This is a genomic window from Janthinobacterium sp. OK676 (assembly GCF_900103595.1).
Taxonomy (GTDB): Bacteria; Pseudomonadota; Gammaproteobacteria; order Burkholderiales; family Burkholderiaceae_D; genus Janthinobacterium.
The window spans coordinates 306,723-320,198 of the sequence record NZ_FNHA01000005.1; the positions used below are offsets into that span (position 1 = coordinate 306,723).

The following is a 13,476-nucleotide window of genomic DNA, read 5'->3' on the forward strand; positions in this document are numbered from 1 at the left end:
TTTCTAGAAGTGTTGAATTAGTTGGAATAGGTGGCCTGAGTAAAAATGACGTGGACATTACCAATTAAGATCAAAGAGAAGTTCGTCGATCCAAAGGCACTGTTGCGGTTAACCGAAATTTTCGCAAACCATTTTCCTCCCCGAATCATCATAGGACGAAGAATTTGAACCTTTTCTCAAGATGAGGACACGAATGCATCGTTTGTGCGTAAAATTTTGAAAAATAACTTGTATGAGACGAAGGAATTTTCAAGATGCGAATGATTCAACAAGCACAAAAGCATGCCGAGCGGCTTGAAATTTGCGCTAGCAAGGCCGGTACAACCGAGCTGTATTACTCTTGCCTTGGCACTGTCATTGATATGGCAGTTGCGCTGGGTTGTGATCAAGCGCGGAATACTTCCGACCCTGGCTATGGCGTTTTGTTCGAGATAAAGGGGCGCAATACCACTGGGCGAAATAGTGGTGGTCAGTTCTCGTTTTTTGCGAGCCGGCCAAATTTCGCAAGGGGGACCGTCGCGCTATCGATCAGTGTCGATGCGGTAGGCGATCGCGCCGCTGCGTTGCGTGCCAAGGTTAGCGAAATCTCCCGCAAGCATGGCGTGGCTGTCCAAGAGGATGGACGTTACCCATGGCCGGCAATTGGCTTCACATCGGTTGCTGCCGGGGAAAAAATTGTGCAGCAGATAACCGAATTCCTCATTGGCAAAGCACCATCCGCGCCTGATCCGGAATCTACTGCAGACGAGATCGTCCTACGCGCTATCAAGGAACGCCGGGGCCAAGACGAGTTCCGCCAGCGGCTGATGTTGGTCTATTGCGGCCGTTGCATTATCTCTAGATGCGGAATAGTCGAAGCGCTGGAGGCTGCACATATCGTTCCGCATTCAGTCGGTGGCGGCTACGAAAGTTCGAATGGCTTGCTGATGCGTTCGGACGTCCATACGCTATTCGACTTGCACATGCTATCGATTTGTCCCGACACCTTAGTCGTTAAGGTCAATCCCCGATTAAAGCCGGAGTACTACCAGTTCGAAAACCAGACTGTTCCTTTGCCCGCGATGTTGACCGACCGGCCTGACAGGGCAGGCCTTGTCCGTCACTATGCAATTTACCAGTCCTTGCTATAGGCAAAGTACCCCTTCGCTGACCGTCCGATAAACAGCAAACCAGCTCCTCCAGACGTTGATTTGGACAGTCTTAGTGCAAGTTTCCTTGCTATTGAACTTTTTGCAGAGTCATTTCTAAGTTGTGCTTTGTTCAGGAGTACTGTCGGTATAACGCAGAACCTGAAGTTTTATATTTCAGCCTTCCGGTGGTGTAATGTGACAGCGGACCATGCATGTGAGCTATCATTAGGCTGCTTGAAATTGCTTGCCCTTGCCCTTGCTCAACGCTTCTACGCAAAGCGCAACGCCCGAGGCCAGCGCGAGATCCATCGCTGATTTTCCCTCCCAATCCCGCCAATCGGCATCGGCTCCACCCTGTAGAAGTAGATCTACCATAGCGGCGTCACCGTGTCGGGCGGCGAGCAACAACGGCGTCTGCTTCTTGAAGTCGGCAAGGTTGATCAACTTCGGCCATTTCCTGATCAAGCGCTGGATGGCTTCTCGTAGGTTGCGCACAAGCGTGTTGGCAATAGGTGCCACTTCCTCGATCGGCCCGATCCTTGCGATTTGTGACTTTTGCGTTCGGAATCGATACAGTCCTCCTAACCAGATCGTGAGGACGGTCTCGCCCTGCACTTGACGCAGTCGCTTGTCGCGTAGTTCTGAATTCTTGCACATCCAGGCATCAAGGCCATCCCAGTCCTCGTGCAAAACGAGCTCCATGGTTTCAGTCCCGATGATCGCTTCAGTGTGTCTGAGCGCGAGCGGCTCTTCAGTGTTCTCGCCAGGGTATGGCGCGTACAGGTTCTCCCAGAAGTACTCTGACACCGCGCACGCCGTGTCCTCGAGCGTGGGTAGCTTCTCATTGTCGTCCAGGGAAAGGGTATCGAAGGCCAGCATGTTGCGCATGTAGCCCTCGTAGTTCTGCAGACAGAAGCCTACAGGGGGGCGCTCGATTACAACCGCAAAGGCGTCCCGCGCAATCTCGCCGCGGATCGGACCAAAATTCCGTGCTTTGCACGCGTCGAGTGCGGCATTGAACAACTTGCGGGCCGCCTCGAAGTCGTTGACTGCCAAGTGGTGCTTTGCCTTGTATTGCAATAGCACCGCATCCCATTCGCCATAGGCAGAGCTGTTCTCGGCCAGTGCTAGCAGTCGTTCGACCTGCTGTCGCATGTTCTTGGGTCGGTCCGCCCGGTCGCGATTAAACAGCGCATACAGTTGCAGGATGATCGCGCCCAGCTCTTCGCTCGGTGTTCGCGCCAGCTCCTGTGCACGAACGCACGCCATCTCCCTGAGGCGTATCGAAAGCTCTGAAGATTGCGCCACTTGGTTCACTACCCAGTAGTCTGTTTGCCTTTGCAGTTTTCGGAAAGGTGCACCCCGTGCCATGGAATCGATGCATGAGCGGATCGCTACCCTTTCCGCGTCGTGCGCGACCAAGCGCCGACATTCGCGTTCGGCGATCGCACTGGCCAGCGCTTCGTCTTGCCCGATCAGGTCATCGAGTGGGCTGTCTGGATGCAGGTTGGCGAATGTACGCGTGAGCAATTCGGACAATTCAATGGCACTGGTGGCGTGCCGGGATGGCGTAATCGCCATGAATATCCCTTCCTTGCCCCAAGGCGAGAGCTGGCTATCGAACCAGGCGTCTTGCTCTCGCGGATCGCGACTTTCCTTAGAGGCCTGGATCGTCAGGTTGTACCCCACCTGAAACAGCGCAAAGAGCTGCAGTATTTTGTTACGTGCCGGATCGGCACACTGTTCATCGAAGTCCTCGCCCAACATGAAGCGGCCGAGTCGTCGATATCCATCTTGAACCATGCGCGCGATCAATAGCCGGCGGCGGACGGTCGCTATCGACGGGGCCGACCAGCGCTCTTCGACCAGCTCGATGAACCTCTGGGCAGCATCGTCTGATGCTTGGTACGCCAGGACGGCTTCCAGGCTGCCAGGTTCCGTCATCGGAATTTCATCACGCAACGAGACGGCATCGAGTCCCTTCGCAGTCACGAAGTCAATGGACTCCCGCAGCCGTTCTGCTAGCGGTAAGTCCGGTGTTTGACGCAGCGCCCCTTTGAAGTCCAGACGCGCGTCGTCCGGAAAGTATTTCTCGATCGTCGATACATGTGGCAACCGTCCTTGGCGCCAGTTGTCGAGCTCGCGCGCCATGGATGCGTAAACATCAGTTTCCATCTTGGCGTCGTCGAGCTGTTGCTGGCGCGCTTGCGCTGCCTGGCCACCGAGTCCTACCCGTGCCTGCTCCATCGGCGCCCCCAAGAGGTCGTGCAACCAATCGACTACCTGAGCGACAGGCATGATAAGTCGGTGCACGCCATTGCGCTCGCGCTCGGTGGGCAGGAACCAGAAACGACCACCAGGCATCCCTGTGTCGAGTCGCTCATGTAATGTCCAGAATGCGAGCCTGCGGCCTGCGGCGTGGGCATACGAGTAGCCAAGTAAGTGCCACAGAATCTGGCGTCGGTCGGCGTTAAAGGTCCAGGTATTGAGCTCGATCGTCTTGTCGAAGTTCGCCCATTCGAGGATGTTGGACATGGCGTCAGTTCGCCCTACGTCGTCCATCCCGAACGCGTCGAATATGTCGCTTAGCAAGCCCTCAACGCGCTTACGATGGTCCACGAGCGGTTTCTCAAGCTTGGTCAGCTTGCCTTTGTCTTTTTGATCGAATTTCAAGCCTAAGCTTTGGTGTATTTCAAGCAATAACTCTTCAAATGTTGGGATCGTGGCCATATAGATAAGCAGAATTTTTGTAAGGACTGCCATGATTGCGCAGTCCCGGTTGCCTGTCACTGAAACTTCGCAGCCCCCCCCCTCACCCCACCTTAAAGGGAGGGGGGGCCACGAACTTTCTTTTTGTTTTGTTTAGAGCGTTGGCAAGATACACCTTCTTTTCGAATAAGGAGTATCCCATGGACTTTGACCTACCATTTGCATCGCGCTCCGCTGATCAGCTTGTCATCAATTGGCATATCACCGAGGCCTGCAATTACAGCTGCCAATACTGCTACGCCAAGTGGGAGACGCCTGATCGTCAACGAGAACTCGTCCACAATCCTGTCCGCACACGGGAACTGCTGAGCCGCCTCTACGAGTTTTTTCATCCCGATAATTATGCCAATCCATTGCGGCGGCATATGAACTGGGGTTCAGTACGATTGAACCTCGCGGGTGGAGAGCCGTTGCTCTATACAAGGCGGGTACTCGAGATGTTGCCAATCGCCCGCGACATCGGGTTCGACATCTCCTTGATCACGAATGGTAGCCGGTTGGATTCCGGCCTCATGGCGTCCCTGGTGCCCTACATCAGCTTGCTGGGCCTGAGCATCGATTCGCAGATCGCACAGAGTAACAAGGAGATTGGCAGGGTCGACCACCGTGGCCAGCAACTCGATATCGCCAAGCTCGTCGATACCGTGAGTGAAGGCCAACGCCGACATCCCTCGCTGAAGGTGAAGGTCAACACCGTTGTTAACAAGGTCAACCAGTTCGACGACATGACCAGCGTGATCCAGTGCCTGCGTCCGGAGAAGTGGAAAGTCTTGCGCATGCTTCCGATAGTAGACGACCGCCTGGCGGTTTCCCAGCAGGGATTCGATGACTTCGTTAGGCGACACGCGCACCTCGCGGCTATTCGCCACGTGGAAGATAACCAGGACATGACGGAGTCCTACCTGATGGTGGACCCGACGGGAAGGTTCTTTCAAAACACCACAGGAGCCTCCGTCAGGGGATACCGCTACAGCCAGCCGATCTTGGAAGCAGGTGCATCGGTTGCGTTCGCCGGTATGCGCTTCGCCGCACCGAAGTTTCTCTTCCGATACATGGCATCGGTCGGAGTGAGCGAGTGATTCGACCGTCGGCGATCCGACCGCATAGTTTGTCGGCATCAAAATTTACCCATAAACTGCGCCTCCAGCCAGCGTTTGCAATGCAATTTTTCATCCAATTTGCGAAACTCACCTTTGATAGGTTCGAATGATGTCGCGTCCCCGCCGATGTTTTCATCAATGAATTTTTTGATGAGCTTGCGGCGTTCGTTTGGCGATAACATGTCCACTGCGTCACGTGCTGCTGTTCGCCTCTTTCGGTCGATTTCGCTGATGTCATAGCTGTCCAGCCGCTGGCGCGTTTCTTCGACCATATTCTTGGCGCTTGAGCGTGACAATATTTTTTCGACGACTGATGGCAATGGCTTTGCGCCCTCGTTTTCAAGTTGTGATACGGCGTCGCAAACCGCCTTCTCGCCATATTTTTTCACTATAGAATTGGCAAGTTTCTGGTCGAGATCGTTCCAGCAATGGACGCCAGCGATCTTGGCCCTTGGTTGTCGCTTCTTGCTACTGTTCTCATGCTTGGCTGATGAACCTGACGGCGCAGTTCTACTTTTTTTAATCTGTATACTCTCTGTACTAGAAAGCGAAATTTCGCTTTCCAGGGCGCCAGATTCGCCGTTGCCGAATGTGATTTCCGACGCTTCTGAACGTTGGAAATTGCGCTCTTCATCGGCCCACTTGGACACGATCTTAGCCAAGAGATCCAGATCGATCCGGTATTCAAGACGGCCTCCATTGCGCGAGCGCCGCTCCTGAAGCACGCCAAGTTTTTTCGCTGCTTTTCGGGCTTTCCCCTGGTGTGACCGAGTCAGGCCCGTTTCATACTCAAAACTTTGGTCGATTTCCCATCGGGGTGAAATCATCTGATTATTATCATCCCTATCTGCGAGAATTTTTTTGAACCACCAGCAACCGTTCCCAGCTTTTCTTTGAGTGTATTCAGCCTGACGCAACCATACGGCCGTCGTTGTCCCCAGTTTTCGCGCGTAGAGAGAGTCAAGCGCGATGATTATGCGAGATGGGCCGCGAGAGTCCGCATGTTTTTGATAATTACCTGACGTCATTGGCACACCTCATCAAAGAAAAGCTCAGACTGGTTCGATGTCGCGTACTGCTCACGAAATTGCTGCAAAATTTGTCGTACTCGCCGCGGGGTGACGCCAAGGGCCCGTGCAAGATCCGCAGTCGACTTTCCGCTCACAAAACTGGCGATTGACAAGGCCTTAGAACTTTTGGATTGATCTGAAGGTGGAGGGAAATCGTCCTCGTACACTGCTGGCGCCTCCAGATTGACGATGATGCTGCGTGTACTGTCACCAAAATGTTCGTCGCTGTCGATGGAAACAGCAAACGTGTGTGCGCCTAGCTGACGGAGCATTCTTTTCTCGAGGTGGCCAAATACGAACTGGCACAGGGTGCCTTTGGCCGGGTCGAATACCTGAGCTTTTTCCAGGATTATTTCGCGTCCTTCCTGGATGATGTCGTCCGGTGCCACGCCGTGTTTTGCGGCCTTGACTTTGACTTGGGCCGTGTGTCCCCAGGGGAACGTAATAGCAAGCTGCGCTATTTCGTTGGTGCTAAAAAACATGCCATCCTCCTTGATCCAATATGCATACAGGTATGAGTAAAACGTACCCACGGTTGTGTGCGAATAGACGAGGAACTGCTCTCATCTGCCCGGTCGCACCCGGGTACTGCATTGCATGCGGATCGACCTGATGGCTCGAGTCGTGAAGCTGATCACGAAAGGTCCAGGCAGACGCAGAAGAGTTGAGGAGGGAATGGGGCGGAATAGGAATTGCCCAAGATGGCGATGCTGGGCGCGCCAGCGTTGGTGGAGCACAGGCGTATAGGTTCCTGCCCTGGTTGGCGTTGGGATTACGTTGCAGATGGTCGACCGAGATGACACATCGTGAAGATCACGAAACGTCAGGCGTATACACGAGAAGATTCAGGGATACGGTAATTACTGATATGCCAAGAGTTGCTGATGTTGAGCGTGTTCAGCCGAGCAATCGCCAAGCGTTTGCTGGAAGAAGCGTCAGAAGCTGACGATTTTGTGAACTGCTTTGTTGCTTACTTTTTACAGAAAATTGCATTTACAATAAGGCCGCATGGCGACACTTAAATCATATCACTCCAATTTCTCTGTGGCAACGTCATTTTGATCGCAGCGTCTGCCGGGGGCAGGGACGGGTATCAGTGCCTCAAGTTCATGATTGGAAACTTGTTGACAGGCAATATATGTTGCTTCATGATGCTGATTCGCTCTGCGGAATGGCCTGGGATTTACTTCCTGAAAACTGAAATATCTACCTCAACACACAATGCCCGCTATGGTGGGAATTGCTCTTCAAGTAACGCCAGTTTGAATGGCGCACCATTTCTATTTCGTCTCTTGACTGACCAACGAACTGCTTTCTACCTCGGTCCAGCAGAACAATGAGCGACGCATAGCGGACGCCATCGACGTGTCACAAGCGGAGCATCGCCTCCAGCACCCGGCAAGCCTGTTTTTCTCATCCTGACGCTTCTCCTCATCAGCTTTAACTGGTTGTGTGTCGATCCAACACATGAGCCAGGCCATTGGCCGGACGACGTTTGCCGTCCCCATCTCTGAATCTGAAAAACCGGTGTAGCGCCACCAATGACCTGTCTCTTTTGCAGGTAGCGCGACGCGGGAGACCGCATGGCAGTTGCGCCCGGTGCCTGAAGCCGGGTGGGGGACAAGCGCCGAAAGGCGCTTGCGTATTGACTGCGCGTCAGGGGCGACGTCGATACGGAACAGTATTCTTGGGCTGGGGCCGTGCCCCGGCGTTGTCGGACATGTGCCGGACGATGTGGCGATGACCATTGAGGTTGGCCTGTTGTTCGGCGCTCAAATTTCGAGGCGATGGATGGATCAGCAACAACCGCAAGCAGTACAACACCTGATGGCAGGTGCTCAATCTTGGCTGGGCTTCATGCCGCTTGACCTGGAACGGCGGACACATGTCGATACCGCATGTGCTGCTTACCACTTGGGGAGAAAACCGCAGACATTGCGGGTATGGGCGTCCGCCGAAAATGGACCTCTGCGACCGGTTCGGGTGAACGGCCGGCTGGCCTGGCCGGTAGAGGCTATCCGGCGCATTCTTGGTGCTTGAGAGAAGGGCGTCGCACCTGTGCATGCGATGTATTCGATAAGAGCCCTTTTGGGCTCTTTGATCGCCTGTGCATGGTGCGACAGGCCGCTGGCCCTTCCGGCTTGATTGATCAAGCCGGGTTACACAGGGGTTACATGGCATCCAGAAAGCAAAAAGCCCAATCCTGAGGATTGGGCTAAGTGCTTGAATTTATTGGTGCCGACTGCCGGTTTCGAACTGGCCACCTGATGATTACAAATCAACTGCTCTACCAAATGAGCTAAGTCGGCAAAAACTGCGCGTTGCGAATTATACGCTATTTAATGCGTGTCAGGGTCGGGCGGCCGCCTTTTTTTGGTGGCTCGTCGTCGCCTGGCGTGGCGTTGTCGCGTTGTTCGGGGGAGCTGGCCGGCACGGACGACAGGGTCGGGGCGCTGGCGGTCGGGGCGAGCACTGGCGGCGGGACGTCGGCGGAGGCGGGGCTGTCCGTTGGTTGCGCGTCGGGGTCATCGTTGCCCAGCACGGGCTCGAAGGCCATGCCCTGGCCGTTTTCGTTGGCGTAGATGGCCATCACATTGTCGACCGGCACGTAGATTTCGCGCGAGACGCCGCCGAAGCGGGCGTGGAAGCGGATGGCGTCGTTGTCCATCTTCAGGCCGCTGGTGGCGCCGAAGCTGATGTTGAGCACGATTTCGCCCTTTTTCACGTATTCCATCGGTACCGTGGTGCGCGAATCGACTTTGACCGCGAGGTAAGGCGTGTAGCCGCTGTCGGTGCACCACTCGTAGATGGCGCGCAGCATATAAGGTTTGGTTGAGATTTCAGACATGGTAGGCACTGTGAGGCGGGAGCGCCCCCGCAAGGCGGGCGCACCGGTATTTCAAAAGACTTGGCTCGCGCAAAAAACGGCTTTAACACGTGGCCCAAGATGTCCCGGCAAGCGTGGCTTGCCGGGAATATCTTAACGACGCATGACCTTCTCCGATGGCGTCAGCGCTTCGATATACGCTGGACGCGAGAAGATGCGTTCGGCGTATTTCATCAGCGGTGCAGCCGTCTTCGACAGTTCGATGCCGTAGTGGTCCAGGCGCCACAGCAGCGGCGCGACAGCCACGTCGAGCATCGAGAATTCGTCGCCCAGCATGTACTTGTTTTTCAGGAACAGCGGCGCCAGGGTCGTCAGGCGGTCGCGGATTTCCGCGCGTGCCTTATCGTGGGCCTTGTCGTTGCTCTTGGCGCGTTCGCTTTCCAGCACGTGCACGTGCACGAACAGTTCTTTTTCGAAATTGAACAGCATCAGGCGCGCGCGGGCACGCATCAGCGGATCGGCCGGCATCAGTTGCGGATGCGGGAAGCGCTCATCGATGTACTCGTTGATGATGTTCGATTCATACAGGATCAGTTCGCGTTCGACCAGGATAGGCACCTGGCCGTACGGGTTCATGGTCGAAATGTCTTCCGGTTTGTTGAACAGGTCGACGTCGCGCACTTCGAAGTCCATGCCTTTTTCAAACAGAACCAGGCGGCAGCGTTGCGAAAATGGGCAGGTTGTACCCGAATAGAGAACCATCATTTTTTATAGTTCCTTAGAAACAAAGGGGGTGAAGCCGCGAACGGCTCACCCCAGGTCGCTTGTCCACTCATGCGGACAACGCAGAAACAGGCATAAACCGGCCTAAGGCCGGCGCCTCACTTATTTGACTTCCTTCCAGAACGACGCGTTAAGGCGCCATGCCAGCAGAGCGAAGACCGACAGGAACAGCAGCACCCAGACGCCCAGGCGCTTGCGTGTCTGCTGTGCCGGTTCGGCCATCCACTCCATGTAGCCGACCAGGTCGGCTACCGCATTGTCATACTCGATCTTGTTCAACGTACCTGGCTTGACCTGCTCGAAGCCGGTAAATTTGTGGATCTTCTTGCCAGCTTCGTGCGGATCATTCTCTTCCACGAACTTGGCAGTCTGGACACCTTGCAATTCCCATAATACATGCGGCATGGCAACATTCGGCACGACCATGTTGTTCCAGCCGGTCGGACGAGTGTCGTCTTTATAGAACGTACGCAGGTAAGTATACAGGTAGTCGCCGCCTGTGCCAGCGGAAGATGATTTCGCGCGCGAAATTACCGACAAATCGGGCGGTACGACGCCAAAGAAGGCCTTGGCGTCCTGCGCTGCCAGGCTAGTCGTCATCAGGTCGCCGACTTTATCACCCGAGAACAACAGATTCTGCTTGATCTGGTCTTCCGTCAAGCCCAGGTCGCGCAGGCGGTTGTAGCGCATCGACACGGCGGCGTGGCAATTCAAGCAATAGTTGACGAACAATTTGGCGCCATGCTGCAGCGCTGCCATGTTGGTCTGACGGTCGGGCGCCTTGTCGAGCGGAAAGCCGCCTTCGCTGGCGAGAGCCATGGCGGGCACGAGTGCCAGGATGGCGAGCAGTTTTTTTGCAATCTTCATATGATGTATGTCCTTTGAGCGTGGCGTGAGAGCGGCTTAGTGCGGGTGGAACGTCACACGCGACGGCACGGTCTTGAACTTGCCCATGGCACTCCACCATGGCATCAGCAGGAAGAAGCTGAAGTAAATCAGGGTGCACACTTGCGACACGATGGTTTTCGTATCCGTTGGTGCCTGGGTGCCGAGGTAGCCCAGCACCAGGAACGACAGGCCGAAGATGGCATAGATGTATTTGTGCCAGGTCGGACGGTAGCGGATCGATTTCACAGGCGAATGGTCGAGCCATGGCAGGAAGGCCAGGATCACGACGGAACCGCCGAAGAACACCACGCCCCAGAATTTCGCGTCCAGCACCTGCGGCAGCATGCCGATGATGGCGACGATGGCGATGCCGGCGATGGCCGACTTGATGGTCGTCGACAGGCGCGACTTGAGCCAGATGAACACGACATAGGCGGCCACGGCACCCATCAGCACGTACATGAAGTCGGCCGTGGTGGCGCGCAGCACCGAGTAGAACGGCGTGAAGTACCAGGTTGGCGCGATGTGCAGCGGGGTCTTCAGCGAATCGCCCGGCAGGAAGTTGTTGTATTCCAGGAAATAACCGCCCATTTCCGGCGCAAAGAACACGACGGCGCTGAAAATGACGAGGAAGATCGATACGCCGAACAGGTCATGCACGGTGTAGTACGGGTGCGAAGGAATCGAATCGACCGGGTGGCCATCGGCGCCCAGGTTTTCCTTCACTTCGATGCCGTCCGGATTGCTCGAGCCGACTTCATGCAGGGCGATCAGGTGCGCTGCAACCAGACCCAGCAGGACCAGCGGGATGGCGATCACGTGGAAGGCGAAGAAGCGGTTCAGGGTCGCGTCGGAGACGACGTAGTCGCCGCGGATCCACAGCGACAGGTCTGGGCCGATGAAGGGAATCGCGCCAAACAGGTTGACGATCACTTGTGCGCCCCAGTACGACATCTGGCCCCATGGCAGCAGGTAGCCGAAGAACGCTTCGGCCATCAGGCACAGGAAGATGGCGAAACCGAACAGCCAGATCAGTTCACGTGGCTTGCGGTACGAGCCGTACAGCAGGCCGCGCGTCATGTGCAGGTAGACGATGATGAAGAAGGCCGAGGCGCCCGTCGAGTGCATGTAGCGCACCAGCCAGCCCCACGGTACTTCGCGCATGATGTACTCGACGGAATTGAAGGCCAGGGCCGCATCCGGTTTGTAGTGCATGGTCAGGAAGATGCCGGTGACGATCTGCAGCACCAGTACCAGCATGGCCAGCGAGCCGAAGATGTACCAGAAATTGAAGTTTTTCGGGGCGTAGTACTTGCCCCATTGGTCGTTCCACAGCTTGGTCAGGGGAAAGCGGTCATCGACCCAGCCCAGCGCTTTTTCGGCGACGGGGGCGTCTGCCGGGAATTTCGTCTCTTTGAAAGCAGCCATGATCAAGCCTCGCCTTTCTCGTCTTTACCTATCAGCAATTTGGTGTCGCTCAGATACATATGACGCGGCACTTGCAGGTTGTCCGGCGCCGGCTTGTTCTTGAACACGCGGCCTGCCATGTCGAAGGTGGAGCCGTGGCAAGGGCACAGGAAGCCGCCTTCCCAGTCATCGGGCAGCGACGGTTGCGGGCCGGGGGCAAATTTCGAGGAAGGGGAGCAGCCCAGGTGGGTGCAGATGCCGACGGCGACGAGAATTTCAGGCTTGATCGAGCGTGCCTCGTTCATGCAGTACGGTGGCGTGAATTCGGCGGGGTTGCGTTGGGAATTGGCATCGGCGACTTTGCCATCGGTCTTTTTCAGGGACGCGATCATTTCCGGCGTGCGCTTCAGGATCCAGACCGGCTTGCCGCGCCATTCGACGGTGCGCATTTCGCCGGGTTGCAAGGTGGTGATGTCTACTTCGACCGGCGCGCCAGCCGCTTTCGCGCGCTCCGACGGCTGGAAGGTGCTTACCAAGGCTCCCGCGGTTGCCAATCCAACTACACTGCCCGCCGCGCACGTGGCGACGAGCAAGCCGCGACGGCCTGAATCGACCTGCTTTTCGTTACTCATGCAAACCCCAATCAGTCAAAATGCGAATCTTTATTATGAGTGGCAGCCGCGAAAAACCCGTCGCCGAAGCTCTATCCCTCTGATTGCCGCGATCCGCATCTTTGTACGGTAACGTGGCAACATCCCTGCGGAACTTCGGCCAATGGCGCAGCCCGTGCCAGTTTCTTGTTGATTATCCGGAAGTGAAAAAGCCACTTCTGGCAACCGCAAATTATAAGTGAAGCAAACAACGAATAAAACAAAAACGTTGCTTGTACCATAATTTATATACTTTTGCAGGAGGTGGCTAGTTCTTTCGAACTAGATGCGCATGGCTGTACCGGAATTGGTCCTGCCAACAACCACAAGTTGGTGTCCTCGGGAATCAATAGTATGATCGGCATGTTTTTTATACATATCCGAAGGAGAAATTCATGGCAATGATGCAAGAATTTAAAGAATTTGCAATGAAGGGTAACGTCGTCGATCTGGCGGTCGGTGTCATTATCGGTGGCGCCTTCGGCAGGATTGTCGATTCCCTGGTGCAAGACGTGATCATGCCGCCCATCGGCCGCATTTTCGGCGGCCTCGATTTCGCCAATTACTACCTGCCCCTGAACGGGCAAGCCACGACGCTGACCCTGGTCGAAGCGAAAAAGGCGGGCGCCGTACTGGCCTACGGTAACTTCCTCACCATTTTGCTCAACTTCATCATTTTGGCTTTCATCATCTTCCAGATGGTACGCCTGATGAACAAGGCACGCCGCAGCGAACCTGTCGCGCCGGCACCGGCACCGGCGACGCCGGAAGACATCGTCCTGCTGCGTGAAATCCGCGACTCCCTGCAGCAGAACGCACGCAACGGCGGCGATCTGGCAAAATAAGCCGTTC

General features: G+C 55.5%; 12 protein-coding genes and 1 tRNA gene. 4 read left to right on the top strand and 9 right to left on the bottom strand.

Translation table 11 applies throughout. From position 1 onward, the window contains the following. The first annotated feature begins 260 nt into the window (after positions 1-260). Entirely contained in the window at positions 261-1,130 is an 870-nt protein-coding gene (locus BLU39_RS12835; protein WP_175539280.1) for an HNH endonuclease, read from the top strand. A 225-nt stretch (positions 1,131-1,355) separates the two neighbouring features. Here BLU39_RS12835 and BLU39_RS12840 read toward each other — a convergent pair whose 3' ends face one another. Further along, positions 1,356-3,893, bottom strand: a complete 2,538-nt coding sequence (locus BLU39_RS12840) for an ankyrin repeat domain-containing protein (protein WP_092713498.1) — start codon at positions 3,891-3,893, stop codon at positions 1,356-1,358. A 146-nt stretch (positions 3,894-4,039) separates the two neighbouring features. Between BLU39_RS12840 and BLU39_RS12845 the strand changes: the two genes are divergently transcribed. Further along, positions 4,040-4,978 (top strand): viperin family antiviral radical SAM protein, encoded by a 939-nt coding sequence (locus BLU39_RS12845; protein WP_092713500.1) that lies wholly within the window; start codon positions 4,040-4,042, stop codon positions 4,976-4,978. A gap of 38 nt (positions 4,979-5,016) precedes the next feature. Here BLU39_RS12845 and BLU39_RS12850 read toward each other — a convergent pair whose 3' ends face one another. Both BLU39_RS12850 and BLU39_RS12855 read right to left on the bottom strand, forming a co-directional pair. Beyond that, positions 5,017-6,027, bottom strand: coding sequence for a hypothetical protein (locus tag BLU39_RS12850; RefSeq protein ID WP_139178255.1), 1,011 nt, complete (start codon positions 6,025-6,027; stop codon positions 5,017-5,019). After that, complete coding sequence (locus BLU39_RS12855; protein ID WP_139178257.1) at positions 6,024-6,551, bottom strand: sigma-70 RNA polymerase sigma factor region 4 domain-containing protein; 528 nt, start codon at positions 6,549-6,551, stop codon at positions 6,024-6,026. The genes BLU39_RS12850 and BLU39_RS12855 overlap by 4 nt, the downstream gene beginning before the upstream one ends. Before the next feature lie 402 nt (positions 6,552-6,953). Here BLU39_RS12855 and BLU39_RS28610 point away from each other — a divergent pair, with 402 nt between their 5' ends. Then, on the top strand, positions 6,954-7,091 hold the full coding sequence (locus tag BLU39_RS28610; RefSeq protein ID WP_175539281.1) for a hypothetical protein: 138 nt from the start codon (positions 6,954-6,956) through the stop codon (positions 7,089-7,091). A 1,211-nt stretch (positions 7,092-8,302) separates the two neighbouring features. Here the strand turns inward: BLU39_RS28610 and BLU39_RS12865 are convergent. From BLU39_RS12865 to petA, 6 genes are all read right to left on the bottom strand, one after another. Further along, positions 8,303-8,378, bottom strand: a tRNA-Thr gene (locus tag BLU39_RS12865). 26 nt (positions 8,379-8,404) lie between these two features. Continuing rightward, positions 8,405-8,917 carry a ClpXP protease specificity-enhancing factor gene (locus tag BLU39_RS12870; protein WP_092713507.1) on the bottom strand — a complete coding sequence of 171 codons (513 nt, stop codon included), beginning with the start codon at positions 8,915-8,917 and terminating at the stop codon, positions 8,405-8,407. A gap of 132 nt (positions 8,918-9,049) precedes the next feature. Continuing rightward, positions 9,050-9,661 (bottom strand): glutathione S-transferase N-terminal domain-containing protein, encoded by a 612-nt coding sequence (locus tag BLU39_RS12875; RefSeq protein WP_010394154.1) that lies wholly within the window; start codon positions 9,659-9,661, stop codon positions 9,050-9,052. Positions 9,662-9,781: 120 nt separating this feature from the next. Next, positions 9,782-10,546, bottom strand: a complete 765-nt coding sequence (locus tag BLU39_RS12880) for a cytochrome c1 (RefSeq protein WP_092713509.1) — start codon at positions 10,544-10,546, stop codon at positions 9,782-9,784. A 36-nt stretch (positions 10,547-10,582) separates the two neighbouring features. Next, positions 10,583-11,995: a cytochrome b gene (locus BLU39_RS12885; protein WP_092713511.1), complete on the bottom strand. Its 1,413-nt coding sequence runs from the start codon at positions 11,993-11,995 to the stop codon at positions 10,583-10,585. 2 nt (positions 11,996-11,997) lie between these two features. Beyond that, positions 11,998-12,606: a ubiquinol-cytochrome c reductase iron-sulfur subunit gene (petA, locus tag BLU39_RS12890; RefSeq protein ID WP_086139939.1), complete on the bottom strand. Its 609-nt coding sequence runs from the start codon at positions 12,604-12,606 to the stop codon at positions 11,998-12,000. Positions 12,607-13,019: 413 nt separating this feature from the next. Here petA and mscL point away from each other — a divergent pair, with 413 nt between their 5' ends. Continuing rightward, a complete protein-coding gene (gene mscL, locus BLU39_RS12895) occupies positions 13,020-13,469 on the top strand; it encodes a large conductance mechanosensitive channel protein MscL (protein WP_092713514.1) in 450 nt (149 codons plus the stop codon). Positions 13,470-13,476: the final 7 nt, after the last annotated feature.